This window comes from Streptomyces sp. NBC_00669, from assembly GCF_036226785.1.
In the GTDB taxonomy this organism is placed as follows: Bacteria; Actinomycetota; Actinomycetes; order Streptomycetales; family Streptomycetaceae; genus Actinacidiphila.
In genome coordinates, this window is sequence record NZ_CP109018.1 from 9,336,418 (window position 1) to 9,361,477 (window position 25,060).

General features: G+C 73.5%; 22 protein-coding genes and 1 pseudogene. 8 read left to right on the forward strand and 15 right to left on the reverse strand.

From position 1 onward, the window contains the following. Positions 1-111: 111 nt before the first annotated feature. Positions 112-840: a CGNR zinc finger domain-containing protein gene (locus tag OG896_RS39190; protein ID WP_329373189.1), complete on the reverse strand. Its 729-nt coding sequence runs from the start codon at positions 838-840 to the stop codon at positions 112-114. A 135-nt stretch (positions 841-975) separates the two neighbouring features. Between OG896_RS39190 and OG896_RS39195 the strand changes: the two genes are divergently transcribed. Beyond that, positions 976-1,968, forward strand: coding sequence for a quinone oxidoreductase family protein (locus OG896_RS39195; protein WP_329373190.1), 993 nt, complete (start codon positions 976-978; stop codon positions 1,966-1,968). Between the two features lie 568 nt (positions 1,969-2,536). Here the strand turns inward: OG896_RS39195 and OG896_RS39200 are convergent. After that, positions 2,537-3,040: a MarR family winged helix-turn-helix transcriptional regulator gene (locus tag OG896_RS39200; protein ID WP_329373191.1), complete on the reverse strand. Its 504-nt coding sequence runs from the start codon at positions 3,038-3,040 to the stop codon at positions 2,537-2,539. A gap of 106 nt (positions 3,041-3,146) precedes the next feature. On the opposite strand from OG896_RS39200, the gene OG896_RS39205 reads away from it, so the two are divergent. From OG896_RS39205 to OG896_RS39215, 3 genes are all read left to right on the forward strand, one after another. Beyond that, entirely contained in the window at positions 3,147-4,109 is a 963-nt protein-coding gene (locus OG896_RS39205) for a quinone oxidoreductase family protein (RefSeq protein WP_329373193.1), read from the forward strand. Between the two features lie 135 nt (positions 4,110-4,244). Further along, positions 4,245-5,612: an NAD(P)/FAD-dependent oxidoreductase gene (locus tag OG896_RS39210; RefSeq protein WP_329373195.1), complete on the forward strand. Its 1,368-nt coding sequence runs from the start codon at positions 4,245-4,247 to the stop codon at positions 5,610-5,612. 76 nt (positions 5,613-5,688) lie between these two features. Next, the gene (locus tag OG896_RS39215) at positions 5,689-6,381 is read left to right on the forward strand and encodes a ribonuclease H family protein (protein ID WP_329373197.1); all 693 of its coding nucleotides are present in this window, start codon (positions 5,689-5,691) and stop codon (positions 6,379-6,381) included. Between the two features lie 163 nt (positions 6,382-6,544). On the opposite strand, the pseudogene OG896_RS39220 reads toward OG896_RS39215, so the two are convergent. The 5 genes and pseudogenes from OG896_RS39220 to OG896_RS39240 form a co-directional block, all read right to left on the reverse strand. After that, positions 6,545-7,534 (reverse strand): annotated as a pseudogene (locus OG896_RS39220) (PP2C family protein-serine/threonine phosphatase); the annotation flags it as partial. Positions 7,535-8,108: 574 nt separating this feature from the next. After that, a complete protein-coding gene (locus OG896_RS39225) occupies positions 8,109-9,188 on the reverse strand; it encodes a DUF4232 domain-containing protein (RefSeq protein ID WP_329373198.1) in 1,080 nt (359 codons plus the stop codon). After that, positions 9,172-9,660, reverse strand: a complete 489-nt coding sequence (locus OG896_RS39230; protein WP_329374573.1) for an RNA polymerase sigma factor — start codon at positions 9,658-9,660, stop codon at positions 9,172-9,174. The genes OG896_RS39225 and OG896_RS39230 overlap by 17 nt, the downstream gene beginning before the upstream one ends. Before the next feature lie 95 nt (positions 9,661-9,755). After that, on the reverse strand, positions 9,756-10,298 hold the full coding sequence (locus OG896_RS39235; RefSeq protein ID WP_329373200.1) for a class F sortase: 543 nt from the start codon (positions 10,296-10,298) through the stop codon (positions 9,756-9,758). Between the two features lie 152 nt (positions 10,299-10,450). Next, entirely contained in the window at positions 10,451-11,179 is a 729-nt protein-coding gene (locus tag OG896_RS39240; RefSeq protein WP_329373201.1) for a DUF4232 domain-containing protein, read from the reverse strand. A gap of 211 nt (positions 11,180-11,390) precedes the next feature. Here OG896_RS39240 and OG896_RS39245 point away from each other — a divergent pair, with 211 nt between their 5' ends. From OG896_RS39245 to OG896_RS39255, 3 genes are all read left to right on the forward strand, one after another. Then, a complete protein-coding gene (locus OG896_RS39245; protein WP_329373203.1) occupies positions 11,391-12,650 on the forward strand; it encodes a VWA domain-containing protein in 1,260 nt (419 codons plus the stop codon). Then, complete coding sequence (locus OG896_RS39250; RefSeq protein ID WP_329373205.1) at positions 12,650-13,486, forward strand: hypothetical protein; 837 nt, start codon at positions 12,650-12,652, stop codon at positions 13,484-13,486. Before OG896_RS39245 ends, OG896_RS39250 begins: the two co-directional genes overlap by 1 nt. 381 nt (positions 13,487-13,867) lie before the next feature. After that, positions 13,868-14,683, forward strand: a complete 816-nt coding sequence (locus tag OG896_RS39255) for a VOC family protein (RefSeq protein WP_329373207.1) — start codon at positions 13,868-13,870, stop codon at positions 14,681-14,683. A gap of 46 nt (positions 14,684-14,729) precedes the next feature. Here OG896_RS39255 and OG896_RS39260 read toward each other — a convergent pair whose 3' ends face one another. The 4 genes from OG896_RS39260 to OG896_RS39275 all read right to left on the reverse strand — a co-directional run bounded on the left by OG896_RS39260 (position 14,730) and on the right by OG896_RS39275 (position 18,404). Beyond that, a complete protein-coding gene (locus tag OG896_RS39260) occupies positions 14,730-15,644 on the reverse strand; it encodes an NADP-dependent oxidoreductase (protein ID WP_329373209.1) in 915 nt (304 codons plus the stop codon). Between the two features lie 93 nt (positions 15,645-15,737). Next, positions 15,738-16,637: an alpha/beta hydrolase gene (locus tag OG896_RS39265; protein ID WP_329373212.1), complete on the reverse strand. Its 900-nt coding sequence runs from the start codon at positions 16,635-16,637 to the stop codon at positions 15,738-15,740. Positions 16,638-16,680: 43 nt separating this feature from the next. Next, positions 16,681-17,571 carry an SDR family NAD(P)-dependent oxidoreductase gene (locus tag OG896_RS39270; RefSeq protein ID WP_329373214.1) on the reverse strand — a complete coding sequence of 297 codons (891 nt, stop codon included), beginning with the start codon at positions 17,569-17,571 and terminating at the stop codon, positions 16,681-16,683. Positions 17,572-17,654: 83 nt separating this feature from the next. Then, complete coding sequence (locus OG896_RS39275) at positions 17,655-18,404, reverse strand: SDR family oxidoreductase (protein ID WP_329373215.1); 750 nt, start codon at positions 18,402-18,404, stop codon at positions 17,655-17,657. A gap of 155 nt (positions 18,405-18,559) precedes the next feature. Here OG896_RS39275 and OG896_RS39280 point away from each other — a divergent pair, with 155 nt between their 5' ends. Next, a complete protein-coding gene (locus OG896_RS39280) occupies positions 18,560-19,246 on the forward strand; it encodes a TetR-like C-terminal domain-containing protein (protein ID WP_329373217.1) in 687 nt (228 codons plus the stop codon). Between the two features lie 86 nt (positions 19,247-19,332). Here the strand turns inward: OG896_RS39280 and OG896_RS39285 are convergent, their stop codons facing one another. From OG896_RS39285 to OG896_RS39300, 4 genes are all read right to left on the reverse strand, one after another. Further along, positions 19,333-21,150 (reverse strand): right-handed parallel beta-helix repeat-containing protein, encoded by a 1,818-nt coding sequence (locus tag OG896_RS39285; RefSeq protein WP_329373219.1) that lies wholly within the window; start codon positions 21,148-21,150, stop codon positions 19,333-19,335. 188 nt (positions 21,151-21,338) lie between these two features. Further along, positions 21,339-22,964, reverse strand: coding sequence for a substrate-binding domain-containing protein (locus OG896_RS39290; RefSeq protein WP_329373221.1), 1,626 nt, complete (start codon positions 22,962-22,964; stop codon positions 21,339-21,341). Between the two features lie 73 nt (positions 22,965-23,037). After that, positions 23,038-23,979, reverse strand: coding sequence for a carbohydrate ABC transporter permease (locus OG896_RS39295; RefSeq protein WP_329373223.1), 942 nt, complete (start codon positions 23,977-23,979; stop codon positions 23,038-23,040). After that, positions 23,976-24,953, reverse strand: coding sequence for an ABC transporter permease (locus OG896_RS39300; RefSeq protein ID WP_329373225.1), 978 nt, complete (start codon positions 24,951-24,953; stop codon positions 23,976-23,978). The genes OG896_RS39295 and OG896_RS39300 overlap by 4 nt, the downstream gene beginning before the upstream one ends. Positions 24,954-25,060: the final 107 nt, after the last annotated feature.

Consider the following 25,060-nt stretch of genomic DNA (forward strand, 5'->3'; position numbering starts at 1 on the left):
CAGCGCAGCCGTCACGCCGTCAAGATCAACACGTGGCGGCTTCGGGGCGCACCCGGCGCCACCCCCGGGCCGGCCCGATCCCGTCCGGAGGGGCCGGCGGACGGTCCTTCGTCACCTCGCAAGGTCCGCTTCCGGTCCGGCGCCGCCCGCCGGTGCCGCCGCGTCCTTGCGGCGGGCCCGGGCCCGGTAGCCGGCGACCTTCGCGAGGTTGCCGCAGCGGTCCATCGAGCACCAGCGGCGCCGCCGCGCCTGCGAGTCGTCCACGAACAGCAGCGAGCACGCCGGGTTGCCGCACTCCTTGACCCGGGCCGCCTCCTGGCCGCCCAGCAGGAGGACGCCGTCCCGCGCCACCGTGGCCAGTGCCGCCCCCGCCACCGGTCCGCGGTGCTGCCAGCGCACCTCCGGGCCGCCGGCGCCGGTCCGGTCGCCGTCCGCGAGCTGCGGGGCCAGGTCCGGCAGCACGGCCACCCGGTTGACGACCGCGATGTCCGTACGGCCGTACGGCCGGCCGTCCATCGCCGCGCGCACCAGACGGTTCAGCGCCTCCCGCAGCACCCTCGCCTGGGTGAGCCCCGCCGCTCCGACCTGCGGTACCGCCGCGCCGGGCGGCAGCAGCCCGGCCTCGCCGAACCACCGTGCCAGCGCCGCCGGTTCGGGCAGCCGCTCCACCGGGTCCGTGTGACGCTTGCCGAGGGTGGCCACGAAGTCCAGGCAGACCCGGCCGCCCACGAAGCGGAAGCCCGGTCCGCTCTCACCGCTCGCCGCGCCGGCCGAGCCGGCCGCACCCGCCGGGCCCGCCGTCGTACCCGCCGTACCTGTCGCCGCATCCGTCGCCGCCATGACACGACGGTAGCAGTTGACACTCGTTGAAGCGGTGTCGCACAGTGGGACCACTTCACCGGCGCCGCCCCGGCCCGGCAGACCTGACCGGCGCCGAGCCGACGCCGGGAGGGACCGACACGAGACAGGTGGCCCATGCGCGCGGTACGGATCGACACCTTCGGCGGCCCGGACGTCCTCACCCCGGTGGAGATGCCCGACCCGGTGCCGGGCCCCGGCGAGGTGCTGGTCCGGGTCGAGGCCGCCGGCGTCAACCGCGCCGACGCCCTCGCCCGGGCCGGCACCTACCACCGTGCCCGCCCGCTCCCGCTGGTCCTCGGCCTGGAGGCGGCGGGCACGGTCGCCGCCGTGGGGGAGGGCGTCGAGGACCTCGCGCCCGGCCGGCGCGTGATGGCCCTGGGCGCGTCCACCCCCGGGTTCTACGCCGAACTCGCCGTCGTGCCCGCCGCCCGCGTGGTCCCGCTGCCCGACGGCGTCGACGTCCAGGCCGCCGCCGGGCTCCCGATCGCCTGGGTCACCGCCTGGTACTGCCTGCACCGGCTGGCGCGGCTCCGGAAGGGCGAGACCGTCGTCGTCCAGGCCGCCGGCAGTGGTGTGGGCAGCGCGGCGGTGCAGATCGCCGCGCACGCCGGCGCCCGCGTCATCGCCGCCGCCCGAAGCGCCGAGAAGGTCAGCTGGGCGGCCGGATTCGGCGCCCACGACACCATCGACACCTCGGCCTTCCCGGGTGACGCCGCGGTCGAGGAGGTGCTGCGCCTGACCGAAGGACGCGGCGCCGACGTGGTCCTCGACGCCGTCGGCGGGGACGTCTTCGCGCAGAGCCTGCGCCAGATCGGCTTCGCCGGACGCGTCGTCGCCCTGGCGAACGTGGCGCTGCGGCCCAGCACCGTCGACACCCGCGACTTCTACCCGAAGAACGGCTCCGTCCACGGCTTCCAGCTCACCGGCCTGATCGAGCACGGCTACGACCCCCGCCCCGACCTGCGGGAGATCGCCGCCGGAGTGGCGGCCGGCACCTACCGGGTGCCCGTGGAGGCCACCTTCCCCCTCGACCAGGCCGCGCGCGCCCACGAACGCCTCGAAGAGCGCGCCAGCCGCGGCAAGATCGTGCTCACCGCCCAGCCGTGAACCGGGGGCGGTGAACGCCCCGCCCCCGGGAGTCGCCTGCTGCTGCCGGCTCCGGGACCACCTGTCGGTGGGGGGCTTGTCGCAGAGGGGTACCCCGGCGACAAGCCGCCGGGGGACCGCGAGATCCCGGAAACCAGAAGGACGTCCTCCCCTCCCCGCGTGGGCCGTTGCCCCGGAAGGCGTTCACCGCTCGGGGCGCGGGGAACCGCGCGAGCAACCGGCAACCGGCAACCGGCAATCGGCAATCGGCAATCGGCAACCGGCAATCGGCAACCGGCCGCCGGCCGGTGGTCCGGCCGCGACAAAGCAACAGCCCCTACGGGCCGGTGGCGACGCGCGCCACCGTCGCGGGTGGTAACCCAAGGGCGCAATCTCGGGAGCGCAGCAGCTCAGGGGCTGGCGGTCCTGATCGGGCACCCCGGGTTCGCCGGTCCGGTCCTGAGCCGAGCGGGCTTGAGCCGCAGGACCCGGACCCGGGTGCGCCTCTGCCGCCAACTCCCGCGCGGGCCGGACCCGTACGTGGTGGCGGGGCGGCGTCAGGGGGCGGTGGGAGCGGCCGGAGGCTCGGTCAGATCGTCGAGTGGCCGGCCAGGACCGCGCTGGTGAGCAGGGAGAGCTGCGTGCGCTGCGCGTCGGTGAGGTGCGCGGTCAGGGCGTGGATGCGGCGGCTCGCGTCGGCGGCGCCCGTGCGGGCCAGCTCGTGGCCCTCCGCGGTGAGCGACACCAGGACGGCACGCTTGTCGTGGGGCGAGGTGGTGCGGCGGACGAGGCCGCGCCGCTCGGCCCGGTCGACCAGGCCGGTCATGCTCGACTTGTCCAGGCCCAGGTGCCGGGCGAGCGCCTGCATGCCGGGTTCCCGGTCGCGCAGCACGCCGAGCAGGCGGAGCTGGATCACCGACAACCCGTACTCGGCCGCGACCTTCCCCAGCACGCCTTGGACCAGGAAGGAGAGCTGCGCCAGGCCGTCCGCGATCCCCACATCGGCCACATCGGCCATATCGGTCGCATCGGGCCCGGAGGGGGAGGCGGATGCGGGTGCGGACTCGGTGGTCGGCGCGGCGTCGTCGGACATGCGGTCATCGTAGCTTGACGTAGTACGTGACACCAACTAATTTGGTTGGTGCCACGTACTAATGCCGTGGGCGGACCGCTGATCCGCCCCGTCCGAAGGAGCCGCCATGCGCGCCGCCGTCGTCCGCTCGTTCGACCACCCGCCCCGCTACGAGGAGTTCGCCACCCCCGACCCGGCCGGGGACCAGGTGCTGGTGGACGTGCTCGCCGCCGGGCTGCACCCCCGGGTCCGCTCCGGCGCGAACGGCACCCACTACACCAGCGACGGCCGCCTGCCGATGGTCCCCGGCGTGGACGCGGTGGGGCGGCTGCCCGACGGCCGGCGGGTGTACTTCGTGGCCGACGACGACGCGCCCGGCACCATGGCCGAGCAGGCCGTCCTCGATCCGCGCCGCGCCGTCCCGCTGCCCGAGGACGCCGACCCGGTGGTGATCGCGGCCGCGATGAACCCGGCCATGTCCTCGTGGGTGGCGCTGCGCCGCCGGGTCGCCTTCAAACCCGGGCAGAGCGTGCTGGTGCTCGGCGCGACCGGCAGCGCCGGGCAGATGGCCGTACAGATCGCCCGCCACCTCGGCGCGGCGCACGTCGTCGCCGCCGGGCGGGACCCCGAGCGGCTGGCGATGCTCACCGGCCTCGGCGCGACCACCGTGGTCCCGCTGACCGGAGATCCGGAGGAGGCCGCCGGCCGGCTGGGCGAGGCCGCCGCCGATGTCGACGTCGTCATCGACTACACCTGGGGCGCCCCCACCCAACTGGCCATCCCCGCCCTGCTCACCCGCCGGACCGAGCGCAGCGCGGCGCTCGACTGGATTCAGATCGGGTCCATGGCCGGGCCGGACATCACCCTGCCGTCGTTCGTGCTCCGCGCGGCGAACCTGCGGATCATGGGCAGCGGCCAGGGGTCCCTCACCGCGGCCGGCATCGTCGCCGAACTTCCGTCCCTGATGGAGCAACTCGCCGCGGGCACGCTCACCGCCGCGGCGCAGCCGGTGCCGCTCGCCGAGGTCGAGCGCGCCTGGACAGCCCCCACCGAGCCGGGCCGCCGCGTGGTGCTGACCGCCTCCGCGTAGCGCGCGTCCCGCCCGGCTCCGCCGTTCCGCTGGCGGCCCACCCGCCGGCGGGGTAGGACAGAAGTGCGAGGCCGCGATCCGCGGGCAGGCGCAGGGCGAAGGACAGCAGCCGGGCCGCAGAAGGGAAGGGCAATCGTGGCACGACCGAAGATCCTCGTGGTGGGCGCGGGTTTCGCCGGAGTGGGGTGCGTACGGCGGCTGGAGCGCAGACTGGGCGCGGACGAGGCGGATGTCGCCCTCGTGACGCCGTTCTCGTACCAGCTCTACCTGCCGCTGCTGCCGCAGGTCGCCTCCGGCATGCTCACCCCGCAGTCCATCGCGGTGTCACTGCGCCGCAGCCAGAAGTACCGGACCCGGATCATCCCCGGCGGCGCCATCGGCGTGGACACCAAGGCCAAGGTCTGCGTGGTCCGGAAGATCACCGGCGAGACCGTCAACGAGCCGTACGACTACATCGTGCTGGCGCCCGGCAGCGTCACCCGCACCTTCGACATCCCCGGGCTGGTGGACAACGCGCGGGGCATGAAGACGCTCGCCGAGGCCGCGTTCGTCCGCGACCACGTCATCTCGCAACTGGACCTCGCCGACGCCAGCCACGACGAGGCCGAGCGCACCTCGCGGCTGCAGTTCGTCGTGGTCGGCGGCGGCTACGCGGGCACCGAGACCGCCGCGTGCCTGCAGCGCCTCACCAGCAACGCGGCGACCCGCTACCCGCGGCTGGACCCGCGCCAGATCAAGTGGCACCTGATCGACATCGCGCCGAAGCTGATGCCCGAACTCGGCGACAAGCTCGGCCTCAGCGCGCAGAAGATCCTTCGGGACCGCGGCATCGACATCTCGCTCGGCGTGTCCATCGCCAAGGCCGGGCCGGAGGAGGTCACCTTCACCGACGGCCGGGTGCTGCCCTGCCGCACCCTGATCTGGACCGCGGGCGTCGTCGCGAGCCCGCTGGTCGCCACGCTCGACGCGGAGACGGTACGCGGCCGCCTCGCGGTGAGCGCGCAGCTGTCGGTGCCCGATCGCTCCGGGGTCTTCGCCCTCGGCGACGCCGCCGCCGTGCCCGACCTCACGAAGGACGACGAGGCCGCGGTCTGCCCGCCCACCGCGCAGCACGCCATGCGCCAGGGCCGCAAGGTGGCGGACAACGTCATCGCGTCCCTGCGCGGCCAGCCGCTCCAGCCCTACCTGCACAAGGACCTCGGCCTCGTCGTGGACCTGGGCGGCCGCGACGCGGTGTCCAAGCCGCTCGGCGTCGAGCTGCGCGGACTGCCCGCCCAGGCCGTCGCCCGCGGCTACCACTGGACGGCGCTGCGCACCAATGTGGCGAAGACCCGCGTGATGACGAACTGGCTGCTCAACGCGGTCGCCGGGGACGACTTCGTGCGGACCGGCTTCCTCGCCCGCACTCCGGCCTCGCTGCGCGACTTCGAGTACACCGACGCGTACCTGACGCCGGAGCAGGTCCGCGAGCACACCGAGGCGGCGCACCTCCAGCAGAAGTGACCGGCGCCAGGGCGGCGTGACGGCGCCGGGACCGGCCGGGGTCCGCGCCACCCTCGCCAGGTGGCATGATCGGAGCGTGGCAGACCGCATCACCGCCGCCTGTGACGGCGCGTCCAAAGGAAATCCGGGTCCGGCCGGCTGGGCCTGGGTCATGGCAGACGGCTCCGGCGAGCCCGAGAGGTGGGAGGCGGGGCCGCTGGGCACCGCGACCAACAACGTCGCCGAACTCACCGCCCTGGAACGGCTGTTGACCGTCGCCGACCCCGCGGTACCGCTGGAGATCCGGATGGACTCCCAGTACGCGATGAAGGCCGTCACCACCTGGCTGCCGGGCTGGAAGCGCAACGGCTGGAAGAACTCGGCGGGCAAGCCGGTGGCCAACCAGGAGCTGGTGGTCCGGATCGACGCCCTGCTCACCGGCCGCACCGTGGACTTCCGCTACGTGCCCGCGCACCAGGTCGACGGCGACCGGCTCAACGACTTCGCCGACCGCGCCGCCAGCCAGGCGGCCGTCACCCAGCAGCCCGCCGGCAGCGCCGAGGGTTCCCCGGCGCCGCCGCCCGCGCCCGCGAGCAGCCGCAAGCCCGCCAAGGGCGCCGCGCGGTCCGGCCCGCGCGCCACGAAGGGCGCCGCCGAGCCGGCCGGCGGCGGGCCGGTGCGCACCTTGAAGGCGAAGTACCCCGGCCGGTGCCGCTGCGGCCGCCCCTACGCGGCCGGCGAGCCGATCACGAAGAACCAGGACGGCTGGGGCCACCCGGACTGCCGCTGACCCCGTCGGGGCCGGACCCGGGGCCTGCGGCAGAACCGGGGCCTGCGGCAGAACCGGGACCCGAGCCGGGACCCGAACCCGAGGCGGAACCGGAAGCAGCGTCCGTTCCGGCGCTCGCGGCGTCCGGCGTCGCCGCGGGCACCGGACGCGCCCTCGGGTCCCGGTAGCGCAGCAGCAGCATCGCCGCGTCGTCGTGCAGCGGCCCCTCGGCGTGGGCGATCAGGTCCGCCCGCAGTGTCTCCAGGGCCTGCTGCGGGTCGTCGTCGGCGAGCAGGTGCGCCCGCTCGCCGAGCGGGTAGAACGCCCCGGACGCGTCACGTGCCTCGGTGACGCCGTCGGTGTACAGCAGCAACTGGTCGCCGGGGCGGAAGTCCACCTCGAACGGCACCGGCGGCTCGTCCTGGCGCATCCTCAGCCCCAGCGGCAGCGAGTACGCCGGCGGCTCGGGGAAGTCGACCCGCCCGTCGGGGCGGACCACCATCGGCGGCGGGTGGCCGAAGTTCAGCAGCGTGGTGCCGCCCCGCGGGTCGATCTCCGCCATGACCGCGGTGACGAACTTCTCCCCGCGCAGCGTGCGGTCCGCGGCGCGCTGCACCCGCTCGCCGACGCCCTCCAGGGTCTTCTCGTCGTGTGCCGCCTCCCGGAACGCGCCCACCACCACCGCGGCCGTCTCCACCGCTTCCAGCCCCTTGCCCTGCACGTCGCCGATGATCACCCGCACCCCCGCGGGCGTGGGCACCACCTCGTACAGGTCCCCGCCGATCCGCGCCTCGGTCACCGCGGAGGTGTACGACACGGCGGCCCGCAGATGGCCGGCGCTGCGCGGCACCGGGCGCAGCAGCACGCGCTGCGCGACCTCGGCGATCGACCGGACGTTCGCCAGTTCCGCCTCGCGCCGCTGCCGGGTGACCGCGGCGATCACCGCGGCGACCGTCACCCCGACGACGGCGCCGATCGCGGCGAACCCGCGCCGCTCGGCGAAAAGGCCGTCGACCGCGCCCAGCGCGCAGACCACGGCCACCGCCAGCACGCCGATCACCGCCGTACGCACCCAGGAGCCGACCAGCCCGGCGAAGGCCGGGCCGAGCGCCACCAGCGGCAGCAGGCCCACGCTCTGCCCGCCGATCCCGTCGACCAGGGCGACCAGCGCCATCACGGCGTACGGCAGCACCGTCAGGGGCAGGGGGGCGGAGGGGCGGTCCAGGCCGACCGGGAGGCGGCTGCTGCCCGAGTCGTCGAGGTCGTCCGCCTCATCGCCGAAGCGGTCCGGGTCGTCCTCGCCGACCGCGTGGTCCGTGGCGAGGACGTCCGTCGCGGCCACCTGGTCCGTACGGCGGGCGCGGTCCGTCGCGCGGTCGGCCGCGTCGAGGTCGTCCGCCCGGTCGGTCTCGCCGACGGCGCCGCGGTCGTCGTCGTACAGGCGTCCGGCCGGGTGGCGGGCGCCCCGCACGGTCTGCGGGCGCTCGCGGGCAGGGCGGCGGTCGGCCCGGAATCGTCGCAGCTCGCTCACCTCACTTCCCCGACCGTCAGATTAGGCCCCGGGCGGCCGGCGGGCCTGTCGGTCCTCACGTGCCGTTACCGCATTGAGCCCTGTTTCAAAGCTTCGCGCACCGGGCGCGTGGACGCGAAGCCGCCGGGTGCCGCCGCATGACGCCGCGGGCCTCCTGCGTGCCGCTGCGGCGCGCCCCTTCGCGGGAGCGCGCCGCAGCAGGGACACCGCGGGGGGCTCAGGAGGGCGGGTTGCCGGTCTTGCCCGCGGTGAAGGGGGTGATCTCGAACATGTCGTCGCAGTCGGTGATCTGCCCGGTGAACTTCAGTGACGCCTTGCTGCCCGGCGGGTACATCTTGAGCTGGGCCGACGTGGCCAGGCAGGTGCCCTGCTGGTTGATCGTGTGGATGGTGTCGCTGGCGCTGCCGCCCGGCTTGAGGACGACGGGGGAGTAGCTCACCTTCCGGCGGGTGGCGGGTTGGCCGATCTGCTTGCCGTTCGCGTCGAGCATCGACAGGCCCGGGTAGCCCGCGACGCGGCAGGTCGTCCCGCTGGTGTTGGTGATCACCAGGTAGCGGTAGAGGTTGCCCGCGCCCGCGTCGCCGCCGCCCAGGGTCGCGGTGAGCTGCGCGGCGGTGCACAGCGGGCTGGTGTCCGGCGTCGTCGGGGCCGTGGTGGGCACCGTGCCGGGCGCGCCGGCGGTGTCGCCGGCGGACGGCGTGGGCGAGGTGGGCGCCGCGGGCGTGTGCGTGCCGCTCCCGCCGCTGGCCCGCTGCTCGGAGGGCGTGGCGGTCGGCCGCCCGGAGGGCGCGGGGCCGCTGCTGGCCAGGGAGTGGTCGGCCGGCGGGCCGATCGTCCTGTCGCCGTCGGGGGTGACCACTCCGGTGACGAACAGCGCGCCCGCGATGACCGCGGCGACCGCGGTGCCGCCGGCCAGCGCCCGTACCCTGCGGCGCCGTGCGGCCCGGCGCCTGATCCGCTCGAAGGTGCCGGGCGGGGCGGACAGATAGCCGCCCGCGGGTCGCAGCAGCCGCGCCAGGGGGTCCGTGCCGTCGTCGCGGCCCGAGCCCGGGCCGTCGTCGAGGTCGCGGTCGACGTCGCGGCCACCGGCGATGTCGCGGCCGGCCCGCTCGTCCGAGGGATCGTCGAGGCCGCCGAGGCGGTCGAAGCCGTTCGCCCGCTCCACGCGCCCGCCAGGGCCGCCGGAAGCGCCGGAGCCGCCCGAGCCGCCCGAGCCACGGGACGTGCCGGACGGGCCGGACTCCTCGGGGGGCCCGGACCCGTCCGGAACCGCGGGGCCGTCAGGAAATCCGGTCATGGTGCTCCCCGAGCTTGGCGCGCAGCAGTTCGCGGGCGGCGTGCAGGTCGGCCTTGACGGTGCCCTCCCTGCGGCCCAGCAGGGCCGCCACCTCCCGGACCGGCAGGTCCGCGAAGTAGTAGAGCAGGGCCGGGTCGCGCAGCCGCTCCGGCAGCGACTGCACCAGCATCCGCACCGTGGGGTCGGTCGCCTCCGGCTGCTGCTTCACCGCTTCCTCCGTCTTCACCCGGCGCAGCGCGCGCCGCTCGCGCTCCAGTTTGCGCCAGTGGTCGCGCACCAGGTTCGCCGCGGTCACGTAGAGGAAGCCGCTGGGCTCCTCCACCTTCGTCCAGCGCGCCCAGAGCCTGGTGAACGCCTCGGAGGCGATCTCGTGCGCGGTCCCGTCGTCGTCCACCAGCTTGCGCACCCAGCCCGCCAACCGCGGGTACAGGGCCGCGAACAGCTCGGAGGCCGCGCGCTCTTGAGACCGGATGGTCGCTCCCCTCGCTTGTCGTCGTGACGGCCCGGCGGGCCCAGCCGACCGTACCGGCCCGGTGAGGCCGGCCGGACCGGCGGGCGCCATCGGGTTCACGACCCGGACACCAGCGAGGCGTACACGATCACGTTGTCCGGGTAGCCGCCGCCCCCGCTGATCCGGGTCCCGCCGCACGTGATGAGACGCAGTTCGGGGCGGTCCACGTTCCCGTAGACGGAGGATGTCGGGAAATGCGACTTGGCGACGGTCTGCACCCGGTCGACGGCGAAGGTCGCCACCGAGCCGTCCGCCCGGACCACCGACACGGTCTCGCCCTTGCGGATCTTGTCCAGGCGCAGGAACACCCCGTCGCCGTACGACCCGACGGTGACGTGGCCGAGGATCACCGAGGGGCCGAGCTGGCCCGGGGTCGGCGAGCCGTCGAACCACCCCGCGGGCGCGTCCTTCTCGATCGGCGGCACCTTCACCTCGCCGTCGGCGGCCAGGCCCAGCGCCATGACGGTCGTGTCGACGCCGATCGAGGGGATGCGCAGCCGCGACGGCACCGAGCGCGCCATCGGCCGCGCGGACGCGGCGGGCGCGGTGGCGGACGGGCCGGAGCCGTCGTCCGCCGACACGGAAGTGGTCGGGGCCACCGACCCGCCGCCGGACGGCGTCTGCGCGGGCGAGGTCGACGCACACCCGCACAGCAGGGCCAGACCCGCCGCGAGCGCGCATACAGCGCTCCCGCGGCGGGTCCGGCGGCCGGCGGCCCCCTCACGTACGGCGGTCACACCGGCCGCGCGGCTCAACGGCTGTCCCGCACCTTGCGGCGCAGCGCCACCGTGACGCCGGCGCCGCCCAGCGCGAGCACGCCCGCGCCGGTCGCGGCGAGCGCCGTGGTGGTCCCGCCGTGCGAACCGGTCTCGGCCAGGCCGGTGTCGGGGGCGCCGGAGGGCACCGTCGGCACCTGCGCGCCGCCACTGGTGCCCGCCGACGGCGCGGCGGTCGGGGCGGCGGTCGGGGTGCCGCCGTCGTTGCCGCCCTTGCCCGCGGCGAGGGGGGTGATCGCGAAGGTGTTGTAGCAGTCGGTGATCGCCCCCGGGATCGTCAGCGAGGCGGTGTTCCCCGGCGGGTAGACCTTCAGCCTCGTGGACGCCGGCAGGCACGTGCCCTGGTGGTTGACGGTGTGGATGGTGTCGCTCGCCGACGCGCCGGGCTTCAGCACGACCGCGGCGTACGTCCGCGCGTCCCGGGTGGCGGGTTGGCCGATCTGCTTGCCGCTCGCGTCGAGCATCGACAGGCCCGGGTAGCCCGTCAGGTGACAGGTGGTCCCGCTGGTGTTGGTGATCACCAGGTAGCGGTAGAGGTTCCCGGCGCCCGCGTCGCCGCCGCCGAGGGCGGCGCTGAGCTGCGAGGTGGCGCACATCGGGGTGCCGGAGGCGTCCGCGACGGGCGAGGACGCCATCGCCGGTACGCTTCCCAGCGCGGCCACCGCGAACACCGCGGCCCCCGCGGCGAGTGAACTGCTGCGCATGTCCTGCTCCTTGTCTCCCCGGATGTCTTCCCAGGCCCCTCCCGGGGCTTCCCCGGGCGACTCGCGGAACCCGTCGTCCGGAATCGCGAGCAGAGACGACCCGGCCGCCGCCCGGGTTGTAAAGAAACGTCAAAGTCCGTCCGATTGCGTCCAACGCCCTTGCTGACCAGCCGACTTCGGGAATCGGCCCACCCTTCACTACGATCCACCGATGATCATCCGAAAGCTACTGGCCGCCGGTTCGGCCTGCGGGCTGATGGCCGCACTGGCCTGCGGCCTCCTGCCGGCCACCGCCCAAGCCGGGGAGCCCGTGCCGGGGGCCACCCCCAAGGTCGAACTCGTCCTCGACGTCAGCGGTTCGATGAGCGCCAAGGACATCGACGGGCAGTCGCGGATGTCCGCTGCGAAGCAGGCGTTCGACGACGTGCTGGACTCCACGCCCCAGGGCGTCGAGCTCGGCATACGCACCCTGGGCGCGAACTACCCCGGCGACGACCGCAAGACCGGGTGCAAGGACACCCGGCAGCTCTACCCCGTCGGCGCCCTCAACCGCGACCAGGCCAAGAGCGCCGTCGCCACCCTCCAGCCCACCGGCTGGACCCCGATCGGCCCGGCCCTGCTCGCCGCCGCCGACGACATCAAGGGCGGCGACGGCACCCACCGCCTGGTCCTCATCACCGACGGCGAGGACACCTGCGCGGCCAACCCCTGCGACGTCGCCCGGCAGATCGCCGCCCAGGGCGTGGACCTCACCATCGACACCCTCGGGCTCGTGCCCGACACCCACACCCGCAGCCAGCTCAGCTGCATCGCCGAGGCCACCGGCGGCACCTACACCACCGTGCAGCACCGCCAGCAGCTCACCACCAAGGTCAAGCAGCTCGTCAACCGCAGCACCGACACCGCGGTGACCCCCAGCGCCGTGCAGGGCGCCGACACCTGCGCGGCCGCGCCCGTACTCAAGCGCGGCCTGTACACCGACCGCGAGACGTTCTCCCAGAACCGCTGGTACCGCGTCGAGGTCAGCCCCGGCCAGGAACTGCGCGCCGCCGCCACCGTCTCCGACGACCGCTCGGTGAACGCCGACTACGGCGTGCTGCTGCGCGGCGTCACCCTGCACGGGCGGGAGATCGTCCGCGACGACGAGGGCGGCACCGGACGCACCGACGCCGTCTCGGCCGGCATCCGCTACCCGAAGCCGAAGGCCGACGACGACACCCCGGCCGAGACCGTGTGCCTCCAGGTCGGCAACTCCTTCTCCGCGCCGGCCTCCGTCAAGACCACCCCGGGCCTGCCGGTCGAGCTGTCCATCGACCTCGTGCACAGCCCGGACCAGCCCTCCGACGTGGCCTTCTACGGACTCGGCCGCGGCTGGTGGCTGCTCGGCCTGCTCGCCGCCGTCGGCGCCGTCGCCGGACTGCTCACCGGCTGGGCCGCCCGCTGGCGCACGAACACCGGGAGGACCCGCTGATGCGCACCGTACGACTGCTGGGCGCCGCCACCCTGCTGGCGGCGGCCGCCCTCACCGCGCTGACCGGACCGGCCGCCGCCGACGACGACTCCGGCACCCCGGACCCCACCCCCAGCGCGACCGGGTCCGACGCGCCGCCCACCCAGGCCGGCACCGACTTCCGCACCGCCACCGTCATCGACCAGGGCGTGCACGCCACCGCCGAGGCGTCCACCGGCGACTACCTGTACTGGCAGTTCCCCGCCGACACCGGGCAGCACGTCACCGTGCACGCCACCGTCACCTTCCCCACCACCTCCACCCGGCACGGCGCGTCCACCTGGCAGGTCGACGTCTACGACGGCCTGCGCCGCCACCAGTCCTGCCGCTACGGCACCCAAACCGTCACCGCGGCCGCCGACGCGGCCTCCGTCGACCTGGTCTGCCACCTGCGGACGATCCGCTCGTGGTCCGAGCCGTGGGCCAACGACCCGCTGCGCGGCGCGTACTACGTCCGGGTGACCGTCCTCGACCTGCCCTCGACCGATCTCGGCCAGCCGGTGCAGGCCCAGGTCGAGGCCACCTCGGACGGCACCGCGGGCAGCCAGGCGGTCGACGGCTCCGTGGCGCCGGTGGTGACCGCCAACGGCCCGAGCGTCGCCCCCTCGGGCGGCTGGGCCGGCACCTGGTGGTCGCCGCGCTGGCTGTGGACCGGGGGCGGCGGGCTGCTGGCGGTGCTGCTGGCGTTCGGCGCGCACCGGTTGGCGCGCGGCCCGCTGCGCCCGCCCGCGCCCGCCCGCCCGCCGGCCTACGACCGCCCGGACCGGCCGCGGGAGCCCGCCGGCTACGGCGACTGAGCGCCCGGGGCGGGCCCGGTCGATCGCGCCCGGCCAGCCCCGTGCCGCCCACCCGAACCACCACGAGGGCCCGCCGTGTCCCGGCGGGCCCTCACCCGTGTCCGGACCCGGGTGAGCGCGGGCCCGGTCCGTGCCCGCCGGCCGCCGAGCCGACCCCGATCGGTCACGCACCGCCCGGAGCCGGTAACGTCCTGCACACGGCCGCACTCCGGCCGAGCCCCGGTCACGCGCCGGTCCGGTGCCGGCTGTCCCACGGCCCGCCCGGAACCAGCGGATCGGGGCGAACCGCGAGGCATGATCACGCCATACCGGGGAAGGCGACGCGAGGCCCCCGGGCCGACCCCCGGCAGTTCCCTGTCCCCGAAACGGAACGGCACCACAGTGACGAGCGAGCACCCATCAGCGCCCACCGCCATCGCGCCCGCCGCGGACGCGCCCCGCGGAGCCCCCTGCTGGGCCAACCTCACCGCGCGTGACCTCCAGGCGGCCGAGAAGTTCTACGGCAGCGTGCTGGGCTGGGAGTTCCGCAACACCACGCTCGGCGACCACTTCGCGGTCGCCCTCAGCGACGGCCGCCCGGTCGCGGGCATCGGGGCCGTCGCCACCGACCTGCAGATCGCGGTCGGCTGGACCCCGTACTTCTTCGTCCCCCAGGTGGACGAAGCCGCCGGCCGCATCCGCGAGCGCAGCGCGACCGTCGCGCTCGGCCCGGTCGCGTTCGCCTCCGGCCGGGCCCTGGTCGCCGCCGACCGCGACGGCGCCGTCTTCGGGGTGTGGGACGGGCGGCTGCCCAGGGGCTGGGAGACCTGGCACGACCAGGGGCCGGTGGTGCTCCGGCTGCGCACCCGCGACGCCTTCGAGGCCGCGATCTTCTACGGCGGCGTCCTGCAGTGGGCCGACGGCAGCCCGGACGGCTGCACCGTCGACTACGAACACGAGGAGGTCGTCGTGCGCAGCGGCGGCGCCGTGGTCGCCCGGCTCAGCTCGGGGGCGGTCGAGGCCGACCCGGACCCGACGGTGCGGCCGCACTGGGACGTGCAGTTCACCGTCCCGGACACCGGCGCCTGCGTGGCCGCCGCCCGCGGCCTCGGCGGCACCCTGATCCGCCAGGGCAGCACGCACTCCGGGGCCTACGCGGAACTGCGCGACCCCGACGGCGGCCTGTTCACCGTCACCACCGCCCGGCCGCCGGCCTGACCCGCGCGGGCCCGCGCGGGCCCGCGTGCCGGACGTCCGGCGCCGGTCAGGGGAGGAGCACGATCTTGCCGAGCGGGTGGCCGTGTTCGAGCTGCTCGAACGCCTGCCGCACCTCCGCCAGCGGGTGGACCGCGCTGATCGGGACCTCCAGGGCCCCGGTGGCCGCCAGCCCGGCGAGTTCGGCGAGGACCTCGGGCTTGGTGCCCTCGGCGCTCGCGTCCGACCGGGTCCCGTACGTGGCGGCCGCCGCGTAGTCGATGGTGTTGATCCGGTCCGGGGGGACGCCGAGGTCGACGGCGAGGCGGACGTAGTCGCCGCCGTAGAAGTCGAGGAACGCGTCCGGCGCCTTCCCGGCCGCCTGCCGCACCCGCTCCGCGACGCCCTCGCCGTACGGGACGACGGTGGCGTCGTGGGCCTCCAGCCAGTCCTGGTGGCGGGCGGAGGCGACGGCGACCACGTGCGCGCCGGCGCGGCGCACCAGTTGGACGGCGATGCTCCCCACGCCCCCGGAGGCCGCGCTGACGACGACGGTCTCGCCCGGTCGAGGGGCGACGGCGGCGACGGCCGCGTGGGCGGTGCAGCCGGCCACGTACAGGGCGCCCGCGACCTCCCAGGCCAGGCCCTCGGGCTTGGCGACGAGCTGGTCCTCGGGGACGGCGACGTACTCGGCCTGGCTGGAACGCTCCCAGGACCAGCCGAGGACGTCGTCGCCGACCTGCCACCGGGTGACGTCGGGGCCGATTCCCACCACGGTGCCGGCCAGGTCGCTGCCCTGTCCGGACGGGAAGGTCGCCGGGAGGCGCTCGCGCAGCTCGCCGCTGCGGATCTTCGCCTCGCCCGGGTTGATGCCCGCGGCGCGCATCCGGACCAGCACGTCGTGCGGCTGGAGGGCTCGCGGTTCGACGTCCTCGACGTCGAGCACCTCGGGGCCTCCGTAACGGTGGAATCGTACGGCTCGCATGGTTCGCTCCTCGATGTGTCTGCTTCCGTGCCGGGGGCGGGAACGCCCCCGGCGCTGGGACCAGGCGGCCGTCCCAGTGTGCGGGCCGGTGCGTCAGACGGCCTGCCGGCCGAGGCCGGCGCGGACGAAGGCGCCGACGTGGTCCAGGGCCCGGGCGCCTTCGGGGAGGACGGCGGCGAAGCCCTGGAAGACGTGGGGCGCGCCCGGGAACGTCCGCAGGGTGACCGCCACGTCGTCGTCGGCGGCCTTCGCGGCCAGCCGGACGGCGTCGTCGAGCAGGACCTCGTGGCTGCCGGCCTGGATCAGCAGCGGGGGCAGCCCGCGCAGGTCGGCGAAGAGGGGGCTGGCGAGGGGGCTGCGCGGGTCGGTGCCGGCGAGGTAGTCGGCGGCGCGGGTGGCGAGCCCTTCCCGGGTGAGGGCCGGGTCGAGGGCGGCCTTGGTCACGTGGCTGCGGCCGGACAGGGTGAGGTCCGCCCACGGGGAGAGGACGGCGGCGACCGCGGGCCGGGGGAGGCCGGCTTCCTTGATCGCGACCAGGAGGGCCACGGCGAGCCCTCCACCGGCGGATTCGCCGCTGACGGCGATCTCCTCGGCCGGTATGCCGCGGTCGAGCAGCCCGCGGTAGGCCGCGAGCGCGTCGTCGACGGCGGCCGGGAACGGGTTCTCCGGCGCGAGGCGGTAGTCCACGGAACGGACGGTGGTACCGGTGCGGCGGGCGATGTCGGCCGCCAGGTTGACGCTTGCCGCGGCGGACCCGAGGGCGTAGCCGCCGCCGTGGAAGTACAGCGTCACTCCCGACGGCGCGCCGCCGGTGGTGACGTCGACGGTCGGGATGCCGCCGAGTTCGCCGGGGACGGCGCGGACGTCCTCGGGGACGGGGTGGGAGCCGATCATCTCGTCGAAGACGAGGCGCATGGTGTGCGGGTCGCCGCCCATGTCGAGCGGGGAGGTGCGCAGCAGGTCGATGATCGCGGCGAGGGGGGACTCGGCCATGGGGGTCTCGCTCTCTTGTGCAGTTCGCAGGGGGCCGGGGCGGTCAGGCCCGGCGCAGTTCCAGGACCTCGCCGAAGCCCATGCGGCGGACGAAGTCGGTACGGGCCTCGGTGACGGCGGCGTTGGCCTGTTCCACCTTCGAGTGGGTGAGGTCGACGACGCTGCGCAAGGGCCGCTCGCCGTACGGGAGGGCGAGGATGCGGACGATCTCCTCGGCCACGACGACGGGGTCGGCCGTGCTGCCCGGGGTGAACAGGCTCGCGGTGGCCTCCTCGTTGCGGGCGACCAGCGGGTCCAGGACCCGGTACGCCTCGGCGACGGCGGTGTCGGCGGCGCGGCCGGCCTTGGGGAAGTGGTCAGTGCCTTCGGTGAAGGCGCCGGGCATGACGATCACGGTCTCGATGCCGAACTGGGAGACCTCGTAGGAGGTGACCAGGGCCAGCGCGTCCATCGCGGCCTTGGAGACGACATAGGGGCCGAGGAAGGGCGGGGTGGTGACGGGGATGGTGCTGCCGACGTAGAGCAGGGTGCCGTGGCCGCGCTCGCGCAGGTGGGGGAGCGCGGCGCGGTTGAGCCGCTGCACGCCCAGGGTGTTCACGTCGACGAGGTGGGCGATCTCCTCGGCGGTGAACGCCTCCACGTAACCGACCAGCAGGTGGCCGGCGTTGTGGACGACCACGTCGAGCCCGCCGCCGTCGGCGAGCACGGTGCGCACGGCGGCGTCGGCGGACTCCTGCGAGCTGACGTCGAGTTCGATGACGCGCAGGTCGACGCCTTCCGCGGCGGCGGCGTCGCGCAGCTCGCCGGCCCTGGGGGCGTTGCGGCCCTCGGGGCCGCGCATCGTCGCGTAGACGCGGTGCCCGGCGCGGGCGGCCGCGCGGGCGGTGAGGTTGCCGATGCCGGTGGCGGCGCCGGTGATGAGGACAGTGGACATGGGAACTCTCCGGTCGTGGTGGTGCGCGGTGCGTGGTGGGTGGTGCGTGGCCGTGTGGGTCGCGGGCGGACGGCGCCCGTGGGTCAGGCGACGCCGCCGTTGGCGAACAGGACCTGCCCGTTGATCCACCGGCCGCCGGGACCGGCCAGGAAGGCCACGGCGCGGGCGATGTCCTCGGGCGTGCCGAGCCGCTCCAGGGGCGAGGCGGCGGCGAGCCGGTCGACCGCCTGCGCGCTCTTGCCTTCGAGGAAGAGCGGGGTCGCGGTGGGCCCGGGGGCCACGGCGTTGACGGTGACGTCCCGGCCCCGCAGCTCGCGGGCGAGGATCAGGGTCATCGCCTCGACCGCGCCCTTGCTCGCCGCGTAGGCGCCGTAGCTCGGTGGCTGGAGCCGGGTGACGGAGGTGGAGAAGTTGACGAGCGCGCCCCCGGGGCGCAGCCGGCGGGCGGCCAGCTGGGAGACGACGAACGTGCCGCGCACGTTGACCCGGTGCATCCGGTCGAAGGCGTCGAGCTCCATCTCCGCCAGCGGGGCGAGCAGCATGATCCCGGCGGTGTTGACCACGACGTCCACCCCGCCGAAGTGCTCCTGGGCGGCGTCGAACAGAGCGGTCATGGCGGTCTCGTCCGCGACGTCGCCGGGTACGGCGACCGCCACACCGCCGGCCTCCTGGATCGCGGCGACGACCTTCTCGGCGCGCTCGGCACTGCCGGAGTAGTGCACGACGACGGACATGCCGTCGGCGGCCAGCGCGAGCGCGACCTCGCTGCCGATCCCGCCCGAACCCCCGGTCACGAGCGCCACACGGGTGGTGGTCTGCGCGGATGTGGTCATGGCGACCTCTCTCTCGGGTCTCTCGTCTTTGTGGACGATGAGTACATTAACAGTATGTGGACGTCGAGTCCATATACATGTGGCCGGAGAGTCCATATAGTTGGTGCCGAGGCCGCGTCGACCAGGCCGGCCATGCCGGACGAGGAGCAGTCGTGATGGAGCGAACAGACGCCGAGGAGCCCGGGGCCGAGGGGCCCGGCCCGCTCAAGCCGGGGCGCGGACGGCGCCGGGCGGAGGACGTCCGCCACGCGACGCTCACCGCGGCGGCCGAGCTCCTGCTCGCCGACGGGGTGCAGGCCCTGACCTTCTCCAAGGTCGCCGCGCGGGCCGGGGTCAGCAAGATGACCCTCTACAAGTGGTGGCCGTCGCCCGGGGCGCTGGCCTTCGACGCCTACTTCAACGCGTTCCAGGCGACCCTCGCCTTCCCCGACACGGGCGACATCAAGGCCGACCTGACCGCGCAACTGCGGGTGTTCGTCGAGCTGCTGAACCGCAACGGTGCCGTCGTCGCCGGGATCATCGGAGCCGCCCAGGGCGACCCCGACCTGGCGCAGGCGCTTTCCACGCACTACGTCGCGCACCGCCGCGCGCTCGCCGTCGCACGCCTCACGCGCGCGCGGGAGGCCGGCCAGATCCGCGCGGGGGTCGACCTCGAGGCGATCGTCGACCAGCTCTGGGGCGCCGTCTACCACCGGCTGCTGCTGCCCGCGCAGCCGCTGACCGCGGAGTTCGTCGACCGGTTGATCGCCAACCTCTTCCAGGGCATCGCCCCGGATTCCCCGGACCCGGACTCCCCGGGCTCGAGTTCCGCGGAGCCGGATTCCCCGGACCCGGCCGCGTAAGGCGGCAGGGGACCCTGCCCACCGCACAGTGCCGCCGTCCCTCTCCCCACGTGGGGGAGGGGAACGGCGGCGGGGGCCGGGAGATTTCAGCCGGTGACGGTGAAGGTGGTCGGTGAGTCGTTCTGGGTCGCGACCTGGCCCGGGAGGAGGTTCTTCACGGTGTTGCCGGAGAAGACGCCGGTGCCGGTGACTCCGGCGGCGATCCAGATGCCCTGCTTCGCCGGGTGGTCGATCGTGTTGTTCGTGAGCGTCACGTGGTCGCGGGCCGTGTCGATGGACAGGCCCGCGTTCAGGGAGCCGCGCAGGACGTTGTCGCTCAAAGTGACGGTCGTGTAGGCGGTCGGGAAGAGCGAGGTGTCGGCCGGGGAGCCGATGTGCACGCCGTGCCGGACGCCGTTCCAGCCGCCACCGCCGATCAGGACGTTTCCGCTGACCGTGGCGGACAGCAGGGGGTTGCCGGTGTCGCCGAACACCCCGATGTCCATGGCGTTGTTCGAGGACACGCTGTTGACCAGGTTGTTCTTCACCTGGATGTGGGAGCCGCCCGCGATCCGGATGCCGTTGGCCCACCAGGGCGCGATCGCGGTGTTGTTGAGGATCTTCGTGCCGTCCACCTGCGGGTCGGTCCCGCCGGTGCCGGCGTCGGAATACGTCGCGAAGGAGTCGTCGCCGGTGTTGCGGGCGAAGTTGTTCCGCACGGTGATGTTCTTGCCGAGCTTGTCCGGGCTGGCGGTGTTGCTGTTGTTGACGTTGAAGCCGTCGCCGTAGGAGTCCGCGGTCCGGCTGTTCTCGATGACGCCGTTGGTGCCCGACAGCCAGTTGGCGTCGGTGTGCCGGGTCCAGATCCGGTCCACCAGCCAGCCGCCGGCGCCGCTGGCGTTGATGCCGTAGTCCGAACCGCCGTCACCGCGTACCTGGCGCCAGACCGCGTTGGCGTCGATCTGCACGTCGGTCAGCGTGGTGCCCGAACCCACCAGGATCTCCGAGCGCCAACCGTCGGGGGTGGGGAGCGGGACCTTGCGGTAGAGGGTGGTGTACCACATGCCGGCGCCCTGGACCTTGACGCCGGTGAAGTCCAGCGGCGTGCCGGCCAGGCTGTTCGTCAGGTACTTGCCCGGCGGAATCCACACCGACTTGCCCTGTGTCCTGGCGGCGTTCACCGTGTTCTGGATGGCGATGGTGGAGTCGGTCCCGAACTTGGGGTCCGCGCCGTAGTCCAGCACGGAAAGGGAGCCGGCCGGCTGCTTCAGCGCGGCTGCCACGTTCTCGAAGTCGACGGAGTCGACGTCGTAGACGGCGGCGGTGTTGGCGGCGTCCTTCTTGAGCGTGATGGTGCTGCCCGCCGGGATGGGCGCGCCCGTGACCCACAGCGGGAACTCGTTGTAGAAGCGGTAGGGCATCCCGCCGGCGTTCGGATCGTCCGGGTTGGTGGTCGCGCCACGGTAGTTCCATGCCTGCTTGGAGCTGAGCGGGATCGCCTGGCGCTGCACGCCGTTCACGTACAGGTCCAGCGACGCGTCGATGCCGCCGCCCTTCGGCGCGTCGGGGATCGAGGCCCGGACCACCAGCGTGTTGGCGCTCTTGCCGCTGGTGTTCGTGATCGTCACCGAGTCACCGGTGGCCTTCAGTTCGACCAGCGCGTAGCCCGACGCCTCGGTTTCGAGGGAGGCCGCGGTCGGCTCCGGCACGCCGGGGCTGATGGAGCGGACGCGGGCGCCGCCGCCCAGCTTCCCGGACTCGGCCTCCACGGTCGTGAACGGTGTGGTCGCGCCGGCCGTCGGGGTGTGCGGCCGGGTATGCGTCGGGACGGTGCCGGCGTGGGCCTCGTCGTGGGGGAGGAAGAACAGGGCGCAGGCGGCGAGCAGCAGGGCGCCGCAGGGGGCGGATATCGCTCTTCGATACATGGGTCACGCACCTTGGGGGAGTCGGTGACGGTCGGGGGGGACCGGTGGGCCGCGAGCGGGGCGCGGTCCCGGGTCGCCTGGGGCCGGCGGCACACCGGTGGTCTGGGGGGTGGGCTCGGTCCGGGGTGGCTACGGCAGCCGGTCCGCGGCCGGCGCCCGCCGGAAGCGGTCATCGGCGGGGGAGCGGGTCACGCGTGGGAGTCCTCCCACGCCTTCTCGTACTCGGCGCGGATCTGGTCGCCGGCGTTCTTGCGCCAGTCCTTCATCACGCCGTCCCACTCGCTGAGCGGGACGCGGCCTTGCATGATGCCCTTGCGGGTGTCGTCGATGGAGGTCTGCAGCAGCCCGGACTTCCTGGAGCTGGTCTCCGAGTACAGCGGCTCGGCCGGGTTGGGCATCAGGATCGGGACGGCCGCCTTCTGGAAGGCGTACTGGGAGGCCACGATCTCCGGCTTGGCCGGGTAGTAGAGGACCTGCGGGGCGTCCGTGGCGAAGATCGTGGGCAGCGTGACCTCGTTCTGGCCCTGCGGGGTGAGGATCGGGTCGGAGCCCTGCATGGTGTGGTCGGGGCCCTGCACGCCGTACTTGCGCAGCAGGTAGCCGTCGGTCCCGAACGGGGCCGCGAGCGCGTTCATGGCGCGCAGGATCTGCTTGATGCGCGGCTTGGGGGCCTTCTTGACGACGAGCACGGCGTAGTTCGCCGAGCCCTGCCACTGGGCACGGGCGCCGCCGTCCCAGCCCGGCGCGATCATGGCGCCGAGTTCGAAGCCCTTGGTGGCCGAGGCGTACGTCGTGTAGTAGTCGTTCCACGAGCTGGGCGCGTCGGGGTTCATGGCGATCTGCCCGCCGCCGAACCAGTCCTTGACCTTGCCCGTGACGCTGTAGGCGTCGGGATGCAGGGTGCCCGCCTTGGTGAGCTGCCGGACGGCGTCCAGGGACTGCTTGGCCTCTTCGGTCTCCAGGTACCAGGTGAACTTGCCGTTCTCCTCCCCCCACTGGTTGGCGCCGTGCAGGCTCTGCATCGCGAAGTTGAACGCCGTGATGGGGTCGCCGAGCGCGTACTGGTTCGCCTTGGGGTCGGTGATGTCCTTGCAGAGCTGCGCGAACTCCTTCCAGCTGGTGGGGTTCGGATCGATGCCCTTCTTCCTGAACAGGTCCAGGCGGGTGTAGGTGGGGCCGCCGGAGAGCATGCGGGGCATCGGCAGGGCGTAGATGCCGCCGTTCATCGCGCACGGCGCCCAGGACGCGGTGGGGATGTTCGCCAGGTAGGGGTAGTCCCGGATGTTGTCCCCGGACAGGTGCTCGGAGAGGTCCTGGAAGAGGACGGACAGCATCTGCGGCGAGCGGTTGGCGCTCTGAAGGAGCATCAGCATCGCGTCCGGCAGGTCCCCGCCCGCGATGACCACGGCGAACTTGTCCGGATAGTCGCCGACCGGGGTGATCTGGAAGTTGAGGTCGCAGCCGACGGACTTGTCGAGGGCCTTCCACATGGTGTTGCGCCCCACCGGCGGCGGCACCGGGTTGAAGATCAACGTCATGATGTCGATGCCCGGGCCCGTGGCGGGCGGCCCCTCCGGGAACGCCTTGACGGGCTCGGCCGGATAGTGCAGGTACCCGGGGGTGATGCCCTGCGGGCTGCTGGGCATCGTGGTCGGCACCCCCCGGTAGGGGATGTACGACGGAAGCTGCGCCTTGGCGTTGGCCGCGGCCTGGGAGATGTCGGGCCCGCCGTCGCCGCAGCCGGACAGCGCCATTCCGGCGGTGATGCCGGCGGCTCCGAGCAGGAAACCCCGACGGCTGAGTGCCGAAGTCACGGCAGTCTCCTCTCGGTACGCGACGTGTGGGGTGTGGGGCGGGCCGGGACGCGGCCCGCGCGCAGGCGAACGCTCATCCCTTCACCGCCCCGACCATCACGCCCTTGTTCATGTGCCGTTGCAGGAACGGGTAGACGATCACGATGGGCACGATCGACAGCACCAGGATCGCCGCTTGCAGGGTCTGGGTCGGCGGCAGCGGCGCCCCGGCCGCGGTGTTGACCTGCCCGCCGCTGATCGCCGCGTTGTTGACGACGTACGTGCGCAGCACCAGCTGGAGCGGCCACTTGGAGGCGTCGTTGATGTACAACATGGCGTTGAAGAAGGCGTTCCAGTAGGTCACCGCGTAGAACAGGCCCACGACGGCCACGGACGCCTTCGACAGGGGCAGCACAATCCGGCGCAGGATGGACAGCTCGGACGCGCCGTCGATCCGGGCGGCGTCGATGAGTTCGCGCGGCAGACCCATGAAGAAGGACCGCAGCACGATCACGTTGAACGCGTTGATCAGGGACGGCAGGATCAGCGACCAGTAGCTGTTGATCAGGTGCAGTTCCTTGATCATCAGATAGCTGGGGATGACACCGGGCGCGAAGAGCATGGTCATCAGCAGCATCATGAGCACGGGCTTGTGCCCGAAGGAGCCCGGCCGGCTGAGGCCGTAGGCGAGCATGATGGAGCAGATCAGGCTCAGCGCGGTGCCCACCACGGTCACGCCGACGCTGACCAGCATCGCCTTGGAGACCATGCCGCCGGACAGCAGCGCGTGGTACGCGGTGAAGGTGATGTGGTGGGGCCACATCACGTAGCCCCCGGCCTTGTTCACCTGGTCGGCGCCCGCGAGCGAGGTGGAGATGATCGCCAGGAACGGCAGCAGGACCAGGATCGTGCAGACCAGCAGGATCAGCGACTTGGCCACGCGCCAGGGCGGGGACCCCGGTGACTCCCCGGGGATGGCGCTGTAGGAGCGCCGCGGCCTGCTGCGCACCGGGTGGCTGGGATTGAGCGTGGTCATGACTGGTAGACACCTTCTTCGCCGAAGAGGTGGGCGATCTTGTTGGCGCCCAGGACGAGCACGACTCCGACGATGCCCTTGACCAGGCCGACCGCGGCGCTGACGCCCCACTGCCCGCCGATGAGGCCGTTGTTGTAGACGTAGGTGTCCAGTACCTCGCTCTGGTCCAGCCCCACGCCGCCTTGTTGCAGCAGGATCTGCTCGAAGCCCACGCTCAGCGCGTCGCCGAGGCGGAGGATGAGCAGCAGGATCACCAGGCCGCGCAGGGCGGGCAGGGTGACGTGCCAGGTCTGGCGCAGCCGGCTGGCGCCGTCCATCGCGGCGGCCTCGTAGAGGTCGTTGTCGACGCGGGAGAGCGCGGCCAGGAAGAGGATGGTGCCCCAGCCGGTGTCCTTCCAGATGACCTGGGAGGTGAGCAGCCCCTTGAACAGGTCGGGGTTGCCGATGATGTTCCAGCTGCCCATCTCGTGGGCGCGCAGGAACAGGTTGAGCATGCCGTCGTTGCCGAGCATCTGCTGGAAGAGCGCGACGACGACCACCCAGGACAGGAAGTGCGGCAGGTACAGGACGTTCTGCACCCACTTCTTGACCCGGTCGCTGACCAGGCTGTTCAGCGCCAGCGCCAGCAGGACCGGGGCGGGGAAGACGAAGATGACCTGGATCAGGGTCAGTTCGAGCGTGTTGACCAGCGCGTGGAGGAACCCCTGGTCACCGTTGAAGATGACGTCGAAGTTCTGCAGGCCGCTCCACCGGCTGTGCATGATGCCGATGTAGGGCTGGTAGTCCTGGAAGGCGATGACGTTGCCGAGCAGCGGGATGTACTGGAAGAGCAGCAGTACGACGATGCCCGGTATCAGGAACCAGAGCAGGCCCATGTCGCGGCGGCGGCGTGGACGGGACGCCCGCTGCGGGCTGTCGCCCGGCGGTGCGTCTGCCGAGGGCGGCCGAGCGGCCGGTTGGTCAAGGGTCGTCATGACATGAAAGCCCTTTCCTAGAGAGACGGGTGTCTCCGGCCACCACCAGGGCCAGGGGGGCTATATAAATTCAATGGATTACCTTACGTCAATGCTTCCAACAGGCA